Annotated in this window: 19 protein-coding genes; 16 read left to right on the forward strand and 3 right to left on the reverse strand. The window is 34.0% G+C overall.

What is annotated here, in order from left to right; genetic code table 11:
- Nucleotides 1-108: 108 nt before the first annotated feature.
- The 8 genes from hflX to zupT all read left to right on the forward strand — a co-directional run bounded on the left by hflX (nucleotide 109) and on the right by zupT (nucleotide 8,500).
- Nucleotides 109-1,389 (forward strand): GTPase HflX, encoded by a 1,281-nt coding sequence (gene hflX, locus CRO45_RS14270; protein WP_097150356.1) that lies wholly within the window; start codon nucleotides 109-111, stop codon nucleotides 1,387-1,389.
- Between the two features lie 152 nt (nucleotides 1,390-1,541).
- On the forward strand, nucleotides 1,542-2,444 hold the full coding sequence (locus tag CRO45_RS14275; protein ID WP_097150304.1) for a DUF6612 family protein: 903 nt from the start codon (nucleotides 1,542-1,544) through the stop codon (nucleotides 2,442-2,444).
- Nucleotides 2,445-2,741: 297 nt separating this feature from the next.
- Nucleotides 2,742-3,695, forward strand: a complete 954-nt coding sequence (locus CRO45_RS14280) for an ABC transporter permease (protein WP_097150305.1) — start codon at nucleotides 2,742-2,744, stop codon at nucleotides 3,693-3,695.
- Nucleotides 3,685-4,641 (forward strand): iron chelate uptake ABC transporter family permease subunit, encoded by a 957-nt coding sequence (locus tag CRO45_RS14285; protein WP_097150306.1) that lies wholly within the window; start codon nucleotides 3,685-3,687, stop codon nucleotides 4,639-4,641. The genes CRO45_RS14280 and CRO45_RS14285 overlap by 11 nt, the downstream gene beginning before the upstream one ends.
- Nucleotides 4,638-5,402, forward strand: coding sequence for an iron ABC transporter ATP-binding protein (locus tag CRO45_RS14290; protein ID WP_097150307.1), 765 nt, complete (start codon nucleotides 4,638-4,640; stop codon nucleotides 5,400-5,402). The genes CRO45_RS14285 and CRO45_RS14290 overlap by 4 nt, the downstream gene beginning before the upstream one ends.
- Nucleotides 5,403-5,679: 277 nt before the next feature.
- Nucleotides 5,680-6,702 carry a siderophore ABC transporter substrate-binding protein gene (locus CRO45_RS14295; protein ID WP_097150308.1) on the forward strand — a complete coding sequence of 341 codons (1,023 nt, stop codon included), beginning with the start codon at nucleotides 5,680-5,682 and terminating at the stop codon, nucleotides 6,700-6,702.
- A 188-nt stretch (nucleotides 6,703-6,890) separates the two neighbouring features.
- Nucleotides 6,891-7,508 carry a phosphatase PAP2 family protein gene (locus CRO45_RS14300; protein ID WP_097150309.1) on the forward strand — a complete coding sequence of 206 codons (618 nt, stop codon included), beginning with the start codon at nucleotides 6,891-6,893 and terminating at the stop codon, nucleotides 7,506-7,508.
- Between the two features lie 173 nt (nucleotides 7,509-7,681).
- On the forward strand, nucleotides 7,682-8,500 hold the full coding sequence (gene zupT, locus CRO45_RS14305) for a zinc transporter ZupT (protein ID WP_097150310.1): 819 nt from the start codon (nucleotides 7,682-7,684) through the stop codon (nucleotides 8,498-8,500).
- Between the two features lie 54 nt (nucleotides 8,501-8,554).
- On the opposite strand, the gene thrB is transcribed toward zupT, so the two are convergent.
- Both thrB and thrC read right to left on the reverse strand, forming a co-directional pair.
- Complete coding sequence (gene thrB / locus CRO45_RS14310; protein ID WP_097150311.1) at nucleotides 8,555-9,469, reverse strand: homoserine kinase; 915 nt, start codon at nucleotides 9,467-9,469, stop codon at nucleotides 8,555-8,557.
- Nucleotides 9,466-10,518 (reverse strand): threonine synthase, encoded by a 1,053-nt coding sequence (thrC, locus tag CRO45_RS14315; protein WP_097150312.1) that lies wholly within the window; start codon nucleotides 10,516-10,518, stop codon nucleotides 9,466-9,468. Before thrC ends, thrB begins: the two co-directional genes overlap by 4 nt.
- Nucleotides 10,519-10,720: 202 nt before the next feature.
- Here thrC and CRO45_RS14320 point away from each other — a divergent pair, with 202 nt between their 5' ends.
- The 3 genes from CRO45_RS14320 to CRO45_RS14330 all read left to right on the forward strand — a co-directional run bounded on the left by CRO45_RS14320 (nucleotide 10,721) and on the right by CRO45_RS14330 (nucleotide 14,161).
- Nucleotides 10,721-11,968, forward strand: coding sequence for an MFS transporter (locus CRO45_RS14320; protein ID WP_097150313.1), 1,248 nt, complete (start codon nucleotides 10,721-10,723; stop codon nucleotides 11,966-11,968).
- 240 nt (nucleotides 11,969-12,208) lie between these two features.
- The gene (locus CRO45_RS14325; protein ID WP_097150314.1) at nucleotides 12,209-13,063 is read left to right on the forward strand and encodes a MurR/RpiR family transcriptional regulator; all 855 of its coding nucleotides are present in this window, start codon (nucleotides 12,209-12,211) and stop codon (nucleotides 13,061-13,063) included.
- A gap of 171 nt (nucleotides 13,064-13,234) precedes the next feature.
- Nucleotides 13,235-14,161, forward strand: coding sequence for a manganese-dependent inorganic pyrophosphatase (locus CRO45_RS14330; RefSeq protein ID WP_097150315.1), 927 nt, complete (start codon nucleotides 13,235-13,237; stop codon nucleotides 14,159-14,161).
- Nucleotides 14,162-14,203: 42 nt separating this feature from the next.
- Here the strand turns inward: CRO45_RS14330 and CRO45_RS14335 are convergent, their stop codons facing one another.
- On the reverse strand, nucleotides 14,204-15,583 hold the full coding sequence (locus CRO45_RS14335) for an FAD-dependent oxidoreductase (RefSeq protein WP_097150316.1): 1,380 nt from the start codon (nucleotides 15,581-15,583) through the stop codon (nucleotides 14,204-14,206).
- A gap of 196 nt (nucleotides 15,584-15,779) precedes the next feature.
- On the opposite strand from CRO45_RS14335, the gene CRO45_RS14340 reads away from it, so the two are divergent.
- The 5 genes from CRO45_RS14340 (at nucleotide 15,780) to CRO45_RS14360 (ending at nucleotide 19,191) form a co-directional block, all read left to right on the forward strand.
- Nucleotides 15,780-16,442 carry a DsbA family oxidoreductase gene (locus CRO45_RS14340; protein ID WP_097150317.1) on the forward strand — a complete coding sequence of 221 codons (663 nt, stop codon included), beginning with the start codon at nucleotides 15,780-15,782 and terminating at the stop codon, nucleotides 16,440-16,442.
- Nucleotides 16,443-16,703: 261 nt separating this feature from the next.
- Entirely contained in the window at nucleotides 16,704-17,012 is a 309-nt protein-coding gene (locus tag CRO45_RS14345; protein ID WP_097150318.1) for a winged helix-turn-helix transcriptional regulator, read from the forward strand.
- A 78-nt stretch (nucleotides 17,013-17,090) separates the two neighbouring features.
- Entirely contained in the window at nucleotides 17,091-18,002 is a 912-nt protein-coding gene (murB, locus tag CRO45_RS14350) for a UDP-N-acetylmuramate dehydrogenase (protein ID WP_097150357.1), read from the forward strand.
- Between the two features lie 73 nt (nucleotides 18,003-18,075).
- The gene (locus CRO45_RS14355; protein ID WP_097150319.1) at nucleotides 18,076-18,837 is read left to right on the forward strand and encodes an exodeoxyribonuclease III; all 762 of its coding nucleotides are present in this window, start codon (nucleotides 18,076-18,078) and stop codon (nucleotides 18,835-18,837) included.
- Nucleotides 18,838-18,909: 72 nt separating this feature from the next.
- Nucleotides 18,910-19,191 carry a late competence development ComFB family protein gene (locus CRO45_RS14360; protein ID WP_097150320.1) on the forward strand — a complete coding sequence of 94 codons (282 nt, stop codon included), beginning with the start codon at nucleotides 18,910-18,912 and terminating at the stop codon, nucleotides 19,189-19,191.
- The last annotated feature ends 7 nt before the right edge of the window (nucleotides 19,192-19,198 follow it).

Below are 19,198 nucleotides of genomic sequence, written 5' to 3' on the forward strand. Positions count from 1 at the left end.
GACCTGTGACATCCTCATTGTTGCGGGTCTTTATTTTTATCGTAAAGGATATAATATAATGAGAATAGAAATTACCTTTTTGTAGATGGAGGAAAGTCTGTGAGCGATATGAAAGAGATAGAAGTTTTAGTAGAGCGCGGTATTCTCGTTGGTGTAAATATTCAAAACGATTCAAATTTTGACTATTCAATGATAGAACTAGGTGAATTAGCTAAAGCACTTGAAGTTGAAATTGTTGGGACAATTACACAAAATTTAGAACGTGTAACACCTTCTCATTATGTAGGAACAGGGAAAATTGAAGAAATTAAACGTTTTTATGATGAATCTGGTGCTAACCTTGTAATTTTTAATGATGAACTGTCACCATCACAAATCCGTAACTTAGAAAGAGAATTAGATTGTAAAGTGATTGACCGTACAATGTTGATTTTAGATATATTTGAACGACGCGCAAAAACTCGTGAAGCAAAGATGCAAGTTGAATTAGCGCAACTTCAATATATGTTACCGAGATTAGTTGGTCTGCATGCCTCTTTATCAAGACAAGGTGGAGGTACTGGTGGTGGCTTTAGAAACCGTGGTGCCGGGGAAACGAAATTAGAACTAGACCGTCGAAAAATTGAAGATCAAATTGCGAAACTAAGAAAAGACTTAGAAGTGGTGAAAGATCAACGGGAAACACAAAGAAAACAACGAAGAAAAAATGAAGTTCCGGTTGTTTCTCTAGTTGGATACACGAACGCAGGAAAATCCACAATTATGAACCAGATATTAAGAAAGCTTGGTCATTTAGAAAATAAACAAGTATTTGAAAAAGACATGCTCTTTGCAACGTTAGAAACATCAGTTAGAAGTATCGAATTAGAAGATAAGAAATCGTTTCTACTAACAGATACAGTAGGATTTGTTAGTAAATTACCACATCACTTAGTAAAAGCTTTCCGATCTACATTAGAAGAAGCGAAGAATTCAGATTTGCTCCTTCATGTTGTGGATGTATCAAATGAGGAATATAAATTTATGATGGAAGTAACAAATAATACTTTAAAAGATATTGATGTTGTAGATGTTCCGACAGTCTATGTTTATAACAAAGCAGATTTAGCAAATCTAACATACCCACTCGTAAGTGGTGAGAATATTTGGATATCAGCAAAAGAGGATAAGGGATTAGACGAGCTTATAGAAATAATTAAACAAAGAATATTTGCTGATTATGTAAAATGTTCTATGTTAATTCCGTTTGATAGGGGCGAAATTGTGTCTTATCTAAATTCAAATGCAACCGTTCTTTCTACGGAATACGAGGAAAATGGAACGCTTTTATCGTTAGAATTAAAAGAATCAGATTATAAGAAATATGAAGAATTTGTAGTAGCAAAGTAGAAAACTATATACTAATGACCTATGTAAAAAATTGTATACTATTGACCTATGTCATAAACCTCATCTTTTACAATATAATGGGCGTGTAGGAAATCTAGTTTCCTAACTTATTACTTAATCTATAAACGGTTAGCCCTGAAAGGATTGAAAAGATGAGAAAATTAGCATCGCTAATGTTGGTGTGCTTATTTGCTTTGATTTTAACAGCATGTAACAGTACAGCTACGCCGGTTGAAAAAGAAGAGGACACATCTAAAGAAACTACAGGCGAGACGAACGATAATACAACTGAAGAAAAAGAAGATGAGGAACAAAAAGTTTCTGAGTTAACATTAGAAGAAGTTTATCAAAAAGCAATGGATAGACAAAATGAAATTAAAAGCCTTACATCTGAAGTGGCAATGGAACAAGTAATGACTATCGAAGGCGAAGAGTTGACTGTAAATAGCGATATGACAATGGATATGACTATGGATCCAATTGCAATGTATGCTAAAGGTAGTTCGACAATGGTAGACCCTGCTACAGGTCAAGAAATGCCTATGGGATATGAAATGTACATGGTGAAAGATGGATTCTTTATGTATGATGAAATGTCAGCAGCTTGGATGAAACTTCCTGCTGATAACTATGAAGAATTAATGGGACAAAGTGCAACTCAAGCAGATGCTTCAGAACAATTGGCAATGCTTCAATCATTCATTAAAGATTTTAAATTTGAGCAAAACGATAATCAGTACATCTTAACATTAGATGCTTCTGGCGATAAATTTAATGACTTTGTTTTAGAACAGGCTTTAGGTACTGGAGCAATTTCTTCAGAAGATCAAGCAGTTCTTGAAAGTATTAAGTTCAATGATATGAATTATGTAATTGTAATTAATAAAGAAACTTTTGATACTGAAGAAATCCAAATGGTGATGGAAATGGTTGAAACAACATCAGGTGAATCAGTGCTTATGAATACTTCAATGACATTCTCTAATTTCAATGAAATCGGAGCGATTGAAGTACCACAAGAAATTATTGATACAGCAACTGAAATTTCATTTTAATAAAACATTAAACAAACATAAAACGACTCCTTTAATTATAAAGGGGTCGTTTTTTATGATGGTAAATAACAAACGAGAATAGATTATTCTTTAATATCCAATCATAATTGTGAAAAGATGCTTCTTTTTTCGCAAAATCAGACGAATGTTATTTTTGTCATATATTAATATCAGATTTGATTATCATTCTCATGTACATATTGATTTTTAAATTTTTAGTGCTTATAATAAGTATAGACTCGAGTTGAGAATCATTTTCAATGAATGCTCGAAAAATAAAGAATTATGGGGATAAAAATGAGACTGTGGATGTTAATTATAGTAGCAATCATCCTTTCAATTGTTTCCCTGTTTATTGGAGCAATTGATATTAAACCAAGCGACTTGCTTGATTGGGAATCGCAAGAAATGCAGATTTTCCTAATCAGTCGACTACCAAGGCTATTAGCAATTATTCTAGCCGGTGCAGGGATGAGTATTGCCGGTTTAATCATGCAAAGCTTAAGTCGAAACAAGTTTGTTTCTCCAACAACAGCAGGAACATTGGACGCTGCAAAGTTAGGGATTCTCATTTCGATGTTATTCTTTACTAATGTTACATACACTCAACAAGTAATTTTTAGCTTTGTATTTGCATTAGTCGGAACTTTGCTGTTTATGCAGATTTTAGATCGAATTAAATTTAAAGATGTTATTTTTGTTCCATTAATCGGAATTATGTATGGAAATATATTGTCTTCAATAACAACGTTTTTTGCTTATGAAGGCGATTTAATCCAAAATATTAACTCATGGTTAATGGGAAGTTTTACATTAATTATTGCAGGACGTTACGAACTGTTGTACATAAGTATTCCTGCTATTATACTAGCGTACATTTATGCAAATAAATTTACTGTTGCAGGTATGGGTGAGGATTTTGCGAAAAATCTAGGTTTAAGCTATAAATTAGTTTTAAATACCGGACTTATACTTGTCGCGATCATAGCGACGACTGTTGTTTTAACAGTGGGAGTCATTCCATTTTTAGGACTAATTGTACCGAATATTGTTTCTTTATATTTAGGAGATAACTTACGTAAAACAATTCCACACACTGCGGTATTGGGTGTTGTTTTCCTATTAGTCTGTGACATTCTAGGACGTATAGTTGTGTATCCATATGAAATTCCAGTGAATGTAACAGTTGCGGTGATTGGCAGTGCAATCTTCTTAATCTTGTTGTTTAGGGGGAGAGCATATGCGAAATAATACGAAAAAATTAATTATTTTAGCAATAATTGCAGTAATTTGTATCCTTTTATACGCATTTTATGATATTAAAGGTGGATTTGATTACGCTTTTCCTAGACGTATGATGCGAGTAGGAGCCATGGTTGTAACAGGCTTTGCTATTGCTTATTCAACTGTTGTGTTCCAAACAATTACACGTAATCGAATTTTAACTCCGTCTATCATGGGTATTGATTCGATGTATGAAGTAGTGCAAACTCTAATATTCTTTTTTGCAGGGTCACTTTCGGTCTGGGTAGTAAACCAGTATCTGAACTTTACAGCCTCAATTATTGCAATGGTAGTATTTGCTCTATTATTGTATCGAATATTGTTTAGAGCTGATAAGTATCCAATCTATCTAATGCTATTAATAGGGATGGTGTTAGGTACTTTACTTGGAAGTTTAGTTACATTCTTACAAGTTTTAATCGATCCAATTGAATTTTTGAGCCTACAAAATAGATTGTTTGCAAGCTTTACAAACATTAAAGTAGAACTATTGTATATTTCTTTTGGTATTTTATTAATTGCATTCATATATGGTTACCGTATTATGAGTCAATTAGATGTAATGTCACTAGGTCGTGAGAATGCCATTAATTTAGGTATTAATTATGATCGAGTAGTTATGAATATATTAGTTTTATCGTCGGTGCTTATAGCAACGTCGACAGCATTAGTTGGACCGATTACATTCTTTGGATTAATCGTAGCCAATCTTTCATATCAGTTTTTAGTTACTTATAAGCACTCCATTCACATATTGGGAGCTGGCTTAATTAGTGTTATTGCATTAGTTGGTGGACAGTTTGTTGTTGAACATATTTTTGAAATGAAAACAACGTTGAGTGTTATTATTAACTTTATCGGTGGTATTTACTTTATTTATTTACTATTGAAGGAAAGTAGGGCAGCAGGATGATTGAAATCAAAGAACTAACAAAACGTTTTGGTAACAAGCCTGTTGTAAATAATGTTTCTGTAAATATACAACCAAGAGCCATTACATCCTTTATTGGACCAAATGGTGCTGGTAAATCAACACTATTATCGATGGTGAGTCGTTTATTAGATGCAGATACAGGTGAAGTATTGCTTGATGAGAGTAACGTGAAAAAGTGGAAGTCAGATCAGTTTGCAAAACGAGTTTCTATATTAAAACAGTCAAACTACTTAAACGTACGTTTAACTGTGCGTGAACTTATTTCCTTTGGCCGTTACCCTTATTCTAAAGGTAGATTGACAGACGAAGACGAGCAATTTGTTGATCAAGCGATTGATTATATGAACTTAGGCGATATGCAAGATAAGTTTTTAGATGAGTTATCTGGTGGGCAAAAACAACGTGCATTTATTGCAATGGTTATTGCTCAAGATACAGACTACATACTTCTTGATGAACCGTTAAATAACTTAGATATGAAGCATTCTGTTCAAATTATGAAAATCCTTCGCAAACTTGTGGATGAACTAGGAAAAACGGTTGTAATCGTCCTACATGATATTAACTTTGCATCGGTTTATTCAGATTACATTGTCGCTCTTAAGAACGGTAGCGTCGTGAAAAGTGGGCCTACAAATGACATTATCAATCCAGAAGCGCTAAGAGAAATCTACGATATGAATATACCGGTACAGGAACAAAACGGTTGTCGTATCTGTGTTTATTTTAATTCTCATTAACTTTATTATTTAAACTAAATGGTTTAGAGAAGTTTTGTATATTTTGCAATCTTTTCTAAATCGTTTTTTTATGGAAACAGGTTGTGAAATTACTATCATTTAGTTCAATAAAAGCTAAAGTTTAATACGAATGTATTTATTTAATTTGGTCAAAATAAAATTGAAAAAAAGTATTGACGTTTTATCTGTAACTGATATAATTTCAATTAGTTGATAATGATTCTCATTATCATGAATTGATTTTCACTTCATTAGGAAGAATAGGAGAGATTTAAAAATGAAAAATTGGAAATTACTTACGCTAGTTCTAGCTATGATGGTTTTCGTTCTAGCTGCTTGTAATTCTGGAAATGAATCAACTGAAGATTCAAATACAAACTCAAATAATGATCAAGCATCTTCTGAAACAACTGAAGGATATCCTTTAACTGTTTCCCCAACAATCGCTTCAACTGAAAGTGAAGAAGCTGGTACTGTAGCTTTTGATGATGTAACACTTGAAAAAATGCCTGAAAAAATTGTTGTGTTTGATTACGGTTTCTTAGACACACTTGATGCTATTGGAGTTGAAGGAATCGTTGGGATTCCAAAAGATTCTGCATTGCCAGAGCATCTTTCAAAATATGCTTCAGATGAGTATGCAAACATCGGTACTTTAAAAGCACCATTATTAGAAGATATTGCAGCACTTGAACCAGATGTAATCTTCATCTCTGGTCGTCAAGCAACATTCTATGATCAATTAAAAGAAATAACTCCAAACGTAATTTTTGTAGGAACAAACCAAGATGACTACTGGGGTACATTCTTAGCTTCAACTGAAATTGCTGGAAAAATCTTTGGTAAAGAAGATGAAGTAAAAGAACATGTTGCTAAAATTGATGCAGCTATTGAAGAAGTAAAAGTATTAGCAGGTGAATTTGATAATACGTTAGTAACAATGTATAACGAAGGAAAGTTATCAGGATTTGCGACAAACTCACGTTTTGGCTATATCTATGATATTTATGGATTTGTACCTGTAACAGAAGATATTGAGGCTTCATCACACGGTTCGAACTTTGGATTTGAAGCAATTCTTGAATTTAATCCAGAAGTATTATTCGTAATCGACCGTACTGCAGCAACAGGTGGTCAATCTAACATCGCGTCAGATATGGAAAATGATATTATTAAACAAACAACTGCGTATAAAAACAACCGTATCGTTTACTTAGATGGTCCACTATGGTACTTAAGTGGTGGCGGAGTACAATCTGAACTAGCAAAAGTTCAAGAAATTCTAGATGAATTAAAATAACGAAAAACTATTATTAGCTGTCCTAATTATTTAGGGCGGCTATTTTTCATTAGATAGGAAGTACTTCTTGAATAGTCTATAAAAGAATGAAAAAACATACTATAAATTGACTATTATTTTTCATATTCTAGCAAAAGCATCTTATGATAGTATGGAATAGAATGTAAAATAATGAGGTGGTGTTTTTATTGAAAAGGTGGGCATACATATTATCTATTTTTACTTTAATTCTTTTCTTTGTGCTAACTTTTACTTATGAACATCCTACAGTTGTAGGATTTGATGAATCAATAAACGAATTAATATATGGAAACAAATTCATTTCCTTTTTCCATCTATTTGGTGAAACGAAGTTTATTGTCACAATTTCAATTGTTTTAATATTATCACTATGGTTTAGACAACGAAATTATCGCGGAATGCTTTTAGTGGTTCTTGTCGTTGGAGCAGGTAATGGAATAAATAAACTGCTAAAAAGTATTTTCGAAAGACCAAGACCAGAATTGGTAGATCAACTTACATCCTTTAGTTTTCCATCTGGTCATGCAATGATTGGATTGCTCTACATATTTTTAATTGCATACATACTAACCGATCTTTTTGCAAGTAAAAGAGCGACAATTACTTTATGGAGTATTGCTACTATATTAGCTGTATTAGTAGGGTTATCACGCGTTACAGATAACCATCATTATTTTTCTGATGTGGTTGCCGGTTGGAGTATAGGATTCACTTGGTTTATGATTTGCATTTATTGGTACGAAACTAGGAAAAGAAAAATAAATACGTTAAAGAAAAGCGCCTAATTAAAAGGTGCTTTTTCTTTATGAGTCCAATCATATATGGATTAGTCATTGTTAAACTATAACGTGTATCCGTTTTCACCTTGGGAATAAGAGATAGCCTAAGCGAAAAATGTTGCACAAAGGAAACAAAAATGTATATAATACATTTATAAATTAAATTGAGGAGAATTAGTATGGATGGAAATGTAATCTTAGCTTTAGGTTTGACGTTATTTGCTGGATTGGCAACTGGAGTTGGAGCTTTAATAGCATTTTTCACGTCTAGAACAAATAAGAAATTTCTTTCAGTTGCACTAGGTTTTTCAGCAGGTGTTATGATTTATGTATCTTTAGTCGAGATTTTTGTTAAAGCAAAAGATTCATTAACAATCGCATTAGGAGACTCACTAGGCTATTGGATGACTATCGTTGGATTTTTTGGTGGGATGTTATTCATAGCATTGATTGACAAATTTATTCCTAAAAGTAAAAATCCTCATGAAGTTAAAACCGTAGAAGACCTTCACGCAGCAGAAAAAAGTGCTACAACTATAGACCATGACAAACTAATGAAAATGGGTGTTTTTACTGCATTAGCTATAGGGATACACAATTTTCCAGAGGGTATTGCAACATTTATGGCTACTATTCAAGACCCGAATGTTGGTATTGCTATTGCTATTGCTGTAGCAATTCATAACATTCCTGAAGGGATAGCAGTAGCCATACCAATCTATTTTGCAACAGGAATACGAAAAAAGGCGTTTAAACTTTCATTTTTATCAGGCTTAGCTGAACCAGTTGGTGCTTTAATAGCCTATTTAATATTAATGCCGTTTTTAAATGATGTAATGTTTGGTGTTATATTTGCAGCTGTAGCAGGAATTATGGTGTTTATATCATTAGATGAACTATTACCAGCAGCAAAAAAATATGACGAGACACATTTATCAATTTATGGTGTAGTAGCAGGTATGGCTGTCATGGCTATTAGTTTAGTTTTGTTAACATAAAGCGAAAAGGGTACCTCGTAAGGATTGCAATCCTTACGAGGTACCCTTTAATAATTATTTTGAAGTTACAGGAATCTCAGTAACATGAACACCTGTATGGTCTGCTTTAGTTAGAATAATTTTATGAGTTGGATATAACTCTTCCATTTTACGAACGAACTGAACTCCAATATTATTAGGAATCATTGAGATCATTGTCGGGCCAGCCCCACTTAATGCTGTTCCATAAGCACCATTTTCTTTTGCTGCTTTTACTATCTCAAAATATTGAGGAATTAGCTGAGCCCGAAACGGTTCATGAAATAAATCCTTTTCCATGTAACGTCCAATTCGAACATAATCCTTGGCGACAAGAGATGCTGCTAGCATATTGGCATTACTGCTTGCTAGTACCGAATAAGGTCGCTCAAAAACTTCAGGTAAAACTCCTCTAGCCTCAGAAGTCTTTAACTCAACTTCTGGGATAAATACAACAAAGGATGCGTCTAAGTCAGTAATATGAATTGTATCGACAATTCCAGCCTTGTCCATTGCAGAAATTGTTAGTCCCCCCAAAACGGATGCAGTGGCATTATCAGGATGCCCTTCAAATTGGGAGGAAATATTACATTTATCTTGAACGCTTAAGTTTAAATTACATGCTAAATTAGCTACTTCAATACCAGCAACGATAGCAGCTGCGCTACTACCCAAACCTCGTGCAAAAGGTAGCTCACTTTCCATTTCAATACGGCATGGAGGCATTTGCTTATTAAAACGAGCTGCGGTTTCATTAGCAATTTTAAAAATTAAGTGATCCTCTATTTTAAATGTTTTTGGAAGGTCAGAAGAAAGGTGGATTATTTCCCACTTATCCTGTAAAGTCACTGTTAAATTCAAATATAAAGATAAACTAAGTCCGATGGAGTCAAATCCAGGACCTAAGTTAGCAGTACTACCAGGAACAGTTATTTGCCAACTTTTACTCATAGAATTCCCTCAATATATTTACGAATTTCTTCTTCATCATTTTTTAAAGAGATTAAGTCAACAGTTGAAACTTTCATAGCTGTATCTGGATCTTTTAATCCGTTTCCAGTAAATACAGTTACAACACGGCTACCTTTCTCAATTTGGCCATTTTCAACAGATTTAATAACACCAGCTAATGATGCAGCAGAACCTGGCTCTACGAAAATTCCCTCTGTACTTGCTATTAACTTGTAAGCAGCTAAAATTTCATCATCAGTTACAGAATCAATAATTCCCCCTGATTCATCGCGTGCAGCTTCTGCAAATTTCCAACTTGCAGGGTTACCGATACGAATTGCAGTAGCTACAGTTTCTGGTTCTGCTATAGGTTCACCTTTTACGATAGCAGCAGCACCTTCTGCTTCAAAACCATACATTTTCGGAAGACCAGTATTTTTCGCTTCATTATATTCTTTAAAGCCCTTCCAGTAAGCTGTTATATTACCTGCGTTACCAACAGGAATACATAGATAATCTGGAGCCGAACCTAAACTATCGACGATTTCAAAAGCAGCTGTCTTTTGTCCTTCAATTCGATATGGGTTAACAGAGTTTACAAGCTTTACAGGAGTTGTTTCACTTACCTCTCGAACAATTCTTAACGCATCATCAAAGTTTCCGTCAATCTCAATGATTTTTGCACCATACATACATGCCTGTGCTAATTTACCTAACGCAACTTTTCCTTTTGGGATTACGACAATTGATCCAATACCAGCACGTGCGGCATAAGCACTTGCTGCAGCGGAAGTATTACCAGTAGATGCACAAATGACATATTTAGCACCTTCTTCAATTGCTTTTGCAACGGCAAAAACCATACCGCGATCTTTAAATGAGCCAGTTGGGTTTAACCCTTCATATTTACCATATAATTCGATACCTAATTTTTTTGAAAGATTCACAAGATGAATTAATGGAGTATTTCCTTCGTTTAAAGTTAAAGCTGGTGTTTGCTCAGTAACTGGTAAAAATTCTTTATATTCTTCAATTAGACCTTTCCACATATACAAGTATCTCCTTTTGTTCTCACATGATGAACATCTGTTTCTATATAAAAGACATTTTACGCAAATATTCTGTACATTTCAATAGAATTTGATAAATTGAACAATCTAATAATAATAATGAAATTTTTATTGAAACATTATAGGAAAAGAGTTATTCTAATTTTGGTAAATACATGTGTAAAGACAGGTGGAAAAACGTATGAGTAACATATTGACAAGTTCTTCTTCTTCAAATACAAAGCCCATTTCAAGAAACAAATTATTAGGTGTTGCTGGAGTTGGGTGGATGTTCGATGCAATGGACGTTGCATTATTATCTTTCGTCATTGCTGCATTAGCTGCTGATTGGGGGTTAAGTTCTAGCCAAATGGGCTGGATTGGAAGTATCAACTCCATAGGTATGATGGTAGGTGCAATTATATTTGGCGTATTTGCCGATAAAGTAGGGCGTAAAACAATATTTATATGGACTCTTGTACTTTTTTCTGTAGCAAGTGGATTGTCCGCACTAACGACTACCTTTGTTATGTTTTTAGTATTACGATTCTTTGTAGGTATGGGATTAGGTGGAGAACTCCCTGTCGCATCTACTTTAGTTTCTGAAAGTGTACCAGCAAAAGAGCGAGGTCGTGTAGTTGTCTTATTAGAGAGTTTCTGGGCTGGGGGATGGTTAATAGGAGCGATCATTTCTTATTTTGTTATCCCAGCTGAATTTTGGCCGATTGAAGGTTGGCGTGTTGCGTTAATATTAACAGCGCTTCCAGCATTCTATGCAATTTTTATTCGACTACATCTACCAGATTCTCCCCAATTTACTGCAAGACCGGAGGCAAAAAAACGTAGTGTATTAAAAAATATTGCAGGAATATGGGAGAAGAAATATGCAAGGGCTACATTAACACTTTGGATTGTTTGGTTTGTTGTCGTATTTTCTTATTATGGAATGTTTTTATGGCTTCCAAGTGTAATGGTTGGAAAAGGGTTCAGCTTAATTTCTAGTTTCGGTTATGTTGTAATCATGACATTAGCACAGCTCCCTGGTTATTTTACCGCAGCTTGGCTAATTGAAAGAGCTGGGAGAAAGTTTGTTATAGCTACGTATTTACTAGGTACAGCAGGTAGTGCATTCGTATTTGGAAATGCGGAATCAATAGAAGTATTATTAATTTCGGGTATTTTGTTATCATTCTTTAACTTAGGTGCTTGGGGTGCATTATATGCTTATACACCAGAACAGTATCCTTTAGTCATCCGTGGTACTGGAGCTGGAATGGCTGCAGCAGTTGGTCGAGTTGGTGGTATTTTCGGACCACTATTAGTTGGTAATTTACTGGCTACGGGAGTAGATATAGGATTTATATTTGGTATATTCTGTGTATCGATCGTCATTGGAGTGGTGGCAGTTATATTTTTAGGTAAGGAAACAAAGCAAGTTGAATTAGAGTAATGGAATTTGGGTGCAGAATGGTTATATGGATAACCTGATGCACCTTTTTTGAACCTAAAAATACCAACTTATCTAATTATTAGATAATATTCATCTAATTTTGACAAAAATATGACTTATGCCACATTTAAATATGAGATTTTTCAGAAAACTTGTTGTTTTTCAATTTTATTAATGTTAATCTTTCAATGAATATATTTTGTATACAATTAATTGCCTTGAAGGAGGTTGGAAGCTAATATGAATATACTTGAAAGAATACAAAAACGCTTTATTCGATTATCGAGAAGTCAACGTAAAGTTGCTCAATTTGTTATTGATAATCCTAATTTAGTTGCAACTCATATAGCTTCCGAAGTTGGAAAGCTAATTGGTGTTAGTGAGTCAACTGTTATTCGTTTCTGCTATGCAATGGATTTAAGTGGCTTTAATGAATTACAGGAAGAAATAAAGAATGCACTAACGCAAGATGAGGATTCTGAAAATATCACCGAAGTATTCCCGAAAAAGATAGATAACACGATTAACGAAATGATGAATCGAGATGTTACATCTATTTTAAATACTTTAGAAATGGTTGATCCTATTGCATTTAACAAAACAATTAAATGTCTACACGAATCAGAGTTCATATATATACTTGGTTTTAGACAATCAACACCCACAGCTACTTATATGACGAGCATTTTAAAGAACTATCGGAAACATGTGAAGCAAATTCAACACGATATGGAAGATATCGTTCAACAACTAAGCAACATTGATAGTAAATCATTATTAATTATTATTGGTGTAGATCACTTGTTTGAAGATGTTTTAACTGTTGCGAAGTTGGCAAGAAACAAAAATGCAAAAGTAGTTTCTATCACAAATTCATCACTTTCATCACTTGGTGATTACTCCAATGCAATGTTCGCTATATACCAACATAAACAAAACTCTTTGGAGACAAACACTTCACTTTGTTCGCTTATTCATGCCATGATTGAAGGTATGATTGCACAAAATAAAAGACAATATAATGATTTCCAAAAAACAAGCGAACTAATTGAGAGTAACTTTACCTTTTCAGATTCAAGTTTAAAAACTAGTTAAGTAAGTATAAAAAGCGAATTCGTTTCTATTAAACGAATTTGCTTTTTTATGTACCGTACCGTAAATTTACACATTGAGAGATGCATACATAGGTTCTGTTTTTCAAATCTATAAACAGTATGATAAAATTATTTCGAATAAGAAACATCTATTTAGGAGGCACTATATCTAATGAGCAAAGTATTAGTTTTCGGACATAAAAATCCTGATACAGATACAATTACATCAGCAATTACTTATGCGTATTTAAAACAACAGCTAGGTGCTGATGTTGAAGCTGTACGATTAGGAGAAATCAATAACGAAACAAAGTATGCTTTAGAAAAATTCGGTTTTGAAACACCACGATCAATTGATAATGTTGCAACTGAAACGGATCAGGTTATTTTAGTTGACCACAACGAACGTCAGCAATCTGCTAATGGAATTGAAGATGTGAAAGTTATTGAAGTTATCGATCACCACCGCATTGCTAACTTTGAAACTTCTGATCCATTATATTTCCGTGCTGAACCTGTTGGTTGTACGGCAACTATTTTAAATAAAATTTTCAAAGAAAATAATGTTGAGATTCCTGCAAACATTGCAGGGTTAATGTTGTCTGCAATTGTATCTGATACATTATTATTTAAATCTCCAACTTGCACAGAACAAGACGTTCAAGCGGGTAAACAGTTAGCAGAGATAGCTGGTGTGAATTTAGAAGAATATGGACTTGCTATGTTAAAAGCTGGTGCCGACCTATCTGATAAATCATTAGAAGATTTACTATCTTTAGACGCTAAAGAATTTACATTTGGTAATGTGAAATCAATTGTTGCACAAGTAAATGCAGTTGACGTAAACGATGTATTAAGTCGCAAAGATGAATTAGTTAATTTGTTAAATAAGTATAATGAAGAAAACGGATTAGATTTATATTTCTTCATTGTTACTGATATTTTAAATAACGATTCAGTGGCTGTAGTAGTTGGAAGCGCTGCTGAAGGAGCTGCAAAAGCATTTGACAAAGTATTAAATGAAAACGAGATAGACCTACCAGGCGTAGTGTCTCGTAAAAAACAAGTCGTTCCAGTACTAACAGATGGCTTAAGCTAAGAGAAAAACGCAGACCCCGAGTTTTCGAGTCTGCGTTATATTTTATAATGTTAGATCTAATGGATAGACAGCAGGTCCTTCTATAACATTTCCAAACTTGTCAAATCGAGATCCGTGACATGGACAGTCCCAAGTTTCGTCACCATCATTCCAACGTGTTTTACATCCTAAATGAGTACATTTCGGAGCATCCATACGTGTCATATAGCCATCAGCTAAATTTGCAACTGTAAAACCAATCATATTTAGCATTCTTAACATCGTTTTACCGAATTGATTTCGTGATGGATGATAAATATCTGCTGCAGGATGTTTTTCCTTTAAGATTGTACTTGAAATAATTTCACCTGCAACTAAAGAATTTGACAGACCCCATTTTCGATATCCAGTTGCAATATAGACATTTGATTCATTATCTGTAATAGGACCAACATATGGAAGTGAATCTGCAGTATCCGGATCTTGGGCACTCCAAAGGTATTCGGGTTTTGATAAGTCGAATTTTGACATTACTTCATTTTGTAATACCTCATAATAGGAATGTGTACCCTCAATAGTACCTGCTTTATGGGAACTACCACCATAAACAAAGTAAGGTTGATTATTAATTAGTGCGGTACGTATTGTTCTAGAAGGTGTGTCAACCGATAAATATTGACCTTTAAGCAATTCTGATGTTTTTGTTGCTGTTAAATAGGACCTTTCTACAGATAGTTTGGCTACTTGAAGTCCTTTAATTGCTTCTATTGGATAATGGGTAGCTAATACAAGATGGTTGAATGATACATGTAGTTCATCGTCTATATAAACCTTCTTCTCATCTATTACAACTTTAGTTACACGAGAATCTACATAAAGATTCGCTCCCTCCTTCATGGCCAACTTAGCATAATGGAGTGCAAAGTTAGTTGGATGAATTTGTGCAGTATTTGGGAGTTTAAGGCTAGAAAGTACTTCAAATGGTAATTCTGTTTCTAATGTTTCATAGCCTGGGATTTGAAGTTTTTTGTATGCTTCAATCTCATCATCTAATGATTTTTTCCCTTGCTCAGTTGTTGCGAACAAATATGAGGCAGCTTTTTGATAGACATCAATAGATAAATTTTGAAGCGCAGATTCAATAGCATTTACATTAGCTTCATAGTAAGTACGAACTTCATCTTCTGAAAATGACTTTAATAGTTTTGCATAAATTGCATCATGCTGAGGTGTTAGCTTTCCTGTAGAATGACCAGTAGTTGCAATACCTATAGATGAATTACCTTCAAGTAATACAACATTGACTCCTTTTTTGGCTAAAAGGTACGCAGTGTAAATACCTGTTAAACCTCCACCAACTATACAAACATCGCAATTTAATGAATTGGATAATTTATTTACGGATAATTTTTCAATTCCTGCTAACCATAGTGAATTTTGCATAAAAACCTCCAAGGTTGTAGTTTTATACAAGTATCGGTAAAAGTTGTAGACATTATTCAACTTTATACAGCATTGTTTTTGTACTGAAAAAATTAATATATCTATAAAATTACATAGGCGCATATGAAATAATGAGCAGTTTGATTGAACAATAGAATTTTGATTCGTACAATGAGGAAAAAAGGGGGAAGAAACAATGACAATTAAAGTTGAAGTATGGTCAGATTACGTATGTCCATTTTGTTATATTGGTAAAAGACAGCTTGAAAAGGCGATAAAAGATACAGGATATGAAGGTCAAATAGAAGTAGAATATAAAAGTTTTCTATTAGATCCTACAACACCTATAGATGCTGAGGAACCGGTTATTTCTTCCCTAGCGAAAAAGTATCGGGTGTCAGAAGAAGAAGCGAAAAATATGACTAACAACGTAGCACTACGAGCAAAAGAGGTTGGACTAAACTACGACTTTGACAAAATGAAAACAGCTAACACAGTTGCTGCTCATCGTTTAGCGAAGTGGGCAGAAACTAAAGGAAAAGGTCACGAAATGAGTGAGCGATTATTACAAGCGTATTTCCTTGAAGGCGAAGCAATTGGAAAAGGCGAAGTGTTATTAAAGCTGGTTGATGAGATTGGCCTTGACACGGAAGAAGCAAAACTTATTGTGAATGGCAATGAATATAATGAAGATGTCGAAAAGGATATTTATGCTGCACAGCAATTAGGCGTGCGCGGAGTACCTTTCTTCGTATTTGATAATAAATACGGAATTTCAGGTGCACAACCTCAAGGGTTATTTGAACAAACAATTGAGAAAGTTGCAAATGAAGCTGGTTTAAAACCAACCGATAAATAGTTGTTTATTCCTATAAATTTGTGCGAATGACCAATGCCTTAATAATTGCATATAATAATTTATCTTTAGAATCCCCCATGAGTAAAATCAAGGGGGATTTACATTTACGTAAAACTTGGTGAAAACAATTAGCTATTTTAGGTTATAATAATTAAAATAATTAAATAGTTACTTTTCGTAAGTAGATAATAAATGATACACTAATAATATTAGTTAAGTAAAAGGGCATTAAGATACAACATTGGAACAGAGGTGTTTCTTTTGAAGGAAATTTGCATATGTCCCCGTCTATCCAAGGCAATGGACCTATTAGGGAAACGGTGGACAACATTAATTTTATATCAGCTACTGGAGGGCCCGCAGAGATTTAATGAAATTGAGTCTGCATTACCAATTAGTGGTCGGTTATTGTCTGAACGTTTGAAAGAATTGGAAAAGGAAGGGATTGTCGAGAGGGCAGTGTATTCAGAAGTGCCTGTTCGAGTCGAATACTCATTGACTGAAAAGGGTCTTGCACTTGAAGGAGCAATTCGAGAAGTCGAAAAATGGTCAAAAATATGGATAAATTAGTGAGTATAGCCACTTGCCAAAAAGCTTTCAATTTCCCATACTAAGTATGATGTTGATTTAGAAAGGGTTTAATTTATGATGACTATACAAAAGTGGGCTAATGATCTAGCTCTTTTAATGAATCCAAAAAACATAAAGACAAATGAATTGTTAAAAGAATACACGATGACAAAGTTAGGTGGAGCTGCAGACGTTTTTGTTTTGCCTGAAACGGAAGAAGAAGCCCAAGCAGTGATAAAATACGCCTATGATCACCATATACCACTTTTAATGCTTGGAAACGGTTCAAACATGGTGGTGCGTGATGGTGGTTTTAGAGGGATTGTTATTACATTTTCGTTATTAGAAGAAATACGTGTTGAAGGAACACGTATATATGCACAAAGCGGTGCACTTATAAAAGACGTTTCTAAAGTTGCAGCTAAAGAAAGTTTAACAGGTTTTGAATTTGCTTGTGGTATTCCAGGATCTGTAGGTGGAGCAATGGCAATGAACGCAGGGGCATATGGTGGAGAGATTAAAGATATTATTGTATCTTCGACTGTTTTAACGAAAGAGGGAAAAAAGCTAGTCTTAACTAAAGATGAATTAGACTTAAGGTATAGACATAGCATTATTACTCAAGAAGGCTATTATGTACTTTCCTCTCTATTCGAACTACAAAAAGGTGATCCAAAGGTAATTGAGGAAACAATTGCAGATTTAACTTTTAAAAGGGAATCTAAACAACCATTAGAATACCCATCGGCTGGTAGCGTATTTAAACGTCCACCAGGCTACTTTGCTGGGAAATTAATTCAAGATAGTGGTTTGCAAGGTAAAGGTGTTGGAGGGGCAGAAGTCTCTACAAAACATGCAGGATTTATTATAAATAAAGGTAATGCAACAGCTACCGACTATATTCAAACAATTGAGATGGTAAAAAGTGTTGTGAAGGACAAATTTGGTGTTGACTTAGAACTAGAAGTGAAAATCGTAGGAGAAGATTAGTACTATAAAAATTTAAGCGCCGAACGTGTAAATAAAACGTGGCGCTTTTTCATTTGTACATAAGGAGAAAAAGATGAAGTTTATATCTTGGAATGTAAATGGTATTCGCGCGTGCTTAACAAAAGGCTTTTTAAACTATTTTGAAAATGTAGATGCAGATTTTTTCTGTATCCAAGAAACGAAATGTCAAGATGGACAAGTTCACTTAGATCTAGAAGGGTACTATCAGTATTGGAACTATGCTCAGAAAAAAGGATATTCAGGCACTGCAATATTTACGAAACACAAACCAATGAGTGTACGTTATGGTGTAGGTGAAGAAGTGGATGAAGTTGAAGGGCGAATTATAACATTAGAATACGATCAGTTTTACCTGGTAAATGTCTACACACCTAACTCTCAAAGAGACTTAGCAAGACTACCTTATAGACTAGAATGGGAAGAAAAAATCTTTGATTATCTAAACGAATTAGATAAAGATAAACCGGTAATTTACTGTGGGGATTTAAATGTGGCCCATACCGAAATTGATCTAAAGAATGCAAAATCAAACGTAGGTAATTCAGGGTTTACTTTCGAAGAGCGAGGGAAAATGTCAGAACTATTGTCCTCAGGCTTTACGGATACATTTCGCTACAAATACCCGGATAAAACAGATTCTTATACATGGTGGTCTTATATGAATAAAGTTAGGGAAAGAAATATAGGATGGAGAATTGACTATTTCATCGTTTCTGACCGTTTAAGAAATTCGATTAACAAGGTGGACATTCATTCAGACGTTTTAGGAAGTGATCATTGTCCAATACTTTTGGAAATTGAATTGAATAGCTAAATGGAAAAGATAAATACTAATAGTATTCAAACTATTTGATACACAAATTCACTATGGAGTACAAAAACCTAAATGGCAAAACCTATATTAGTTAATGTTACAGAAGAAATTGTTCGCGGACTTGTGAGATTTTTGTTATTTGGACCAGAATATCAAACATTTTGTCATTGTGAGAATTGTGAGATGAATATTGTTGCAAATGCATTAAATAAGCTTCCATCAAACTATGTTTCATCTGTTTCGAAAAGAGAAGAAGCATTCAATAAATTAAATAATTCCATTTACATTAGCATAGTAAATAAAGAAATCATTCGTTCAATCCATTTAGTTGGTAAAAAACCAGGGCATGACTAATTGAAAA

The organism is Ureibacillus acetophenoni (genome assembly GCF_900220965.1).
GTDB lineage: Bacteria > Bacillota > Bacilli > Bacillales_A > Planococcaceae > Ureibacillus > Ureibacillus acetophenoni.

Excerpts from the sequence above, each read along its gene's own strand:
- thrB (WP_097150311.1), bottom strand. The coding sequence starts at position 9,469 with ATGAGTAAAAGTTGGCAAATAACTGTTCCTGGTAGTACTGCTAACTTA.
- CRO45_RS14285 (WP_097150306.1), top strand. The coding sequence starts at position 3,685 with ATGCGAAATAATACGAAAAAATTAATTATTTTAGCAATAATTGCAGTA.
- thrC (WP_097150312.1), bottom strand. The coding sequence starts at position 10,518 with ATGTGGAAAGGTCTAATTGAAGAATATAAAGAATTTTTACCAGTTACT.
- CRO45_RS14335 (WP_097150316.1), bottom strand. The coding sequence starts at position 15,583 with ATGCAAAATTCACTATGGTTAGCAGGAATTGAAAAATTATCCGTAAAT.
- CRO45_RS14320 (WP_097150313.1), top strand. The coding sequence starts at position 10,721 with ATGAGTAACATATTGACAAGTTCTTCTTCTTCAAATACAAAGCCCATT.
- CRO45_RS14280 (WP_097150305.1), top strand. The coding sequence starts at position 2,742 with ATGAGACTGTGGATGTTAATTATAGTAGCAATCATCCTTTCAATTGTT.
- CRO45_RS14360 (WP_097150320.1), top strand. The coding sequence starts at position 18,910 with ATGGCAAAACCTATATTAGTTAATGTTACAGAAGAAATTGTTCGCGGA.
- hflX (WP_097150356.1), top strand. The coding sequence starts at position 109 with ATGAAAGAGATAGAAGTTTTAGTAGAGCGCGGTATTCTCGTTGGTGTA.
- CRO45_RS14330 (WP_097150315.1), top strand. The coding sequence starts at position 13,235 with ATGAGCAAAGTATTAGTTTTCGGACATAAAAATCCTGATACAGATACA.
- CRO45_RS14340 (WP_097150317.1), top strand. The coding sequence starts at position 15,780 with ATGACAATTAAAGTTGAAGTATGGTCAGATTACGTATGTCCATTTTGT.
- zupT (WP_097150310.1), top strand. The coding sequence starts at position 7,682 with ATGGATGGAAATGTAATCTTAGCTTTAGGTTTGACGTTATTTGCTGGA.
- CRO45_RS14295 (WP_097150308.1), top strand. The coding sequence starts at position 5,680 with ATGAAAAATTGGAAATTACTTACGCTAGTTCTAGCTATGATGGTTTTC.
- CRO45_RS14290 (WP_097150307.1), top strand. The coding sequence starts at position 4,638 with ATGATTGAAATCAAAGAACTAACAAAACGTTTTGGTAACAAGCCTGTT.
- CRO45_RS14275 (WP_097150304.1), top strand. The coding sequence starts at position 1,542 with ATGAGAAAATTAGCATCGCTAATGTTGGTGTGCTTATTTGCTTTGATT.
- CRO45_RS14355 (WP_097150319.1), top strand. The coding sequence starts at position 18,076 with ATGAAGTTTATATCTTGGAATGTAAATGGTATTCGCGCGTGCTTAACA.
- murB (WP_097150357.1), top strand. The coding sequence starts at position 17,091 with ATGACTATACAAAAGTGGGCTAATGATCTAGCTCTTTTAATGAATCCA.
- CRO45_RS14325 (WP_097150314.1), top strand. The coding sequence starts at position 12,209 with ATGAATATACTTGAAAGAATACAAAAACGCTTTATTCGATTATCGAGA.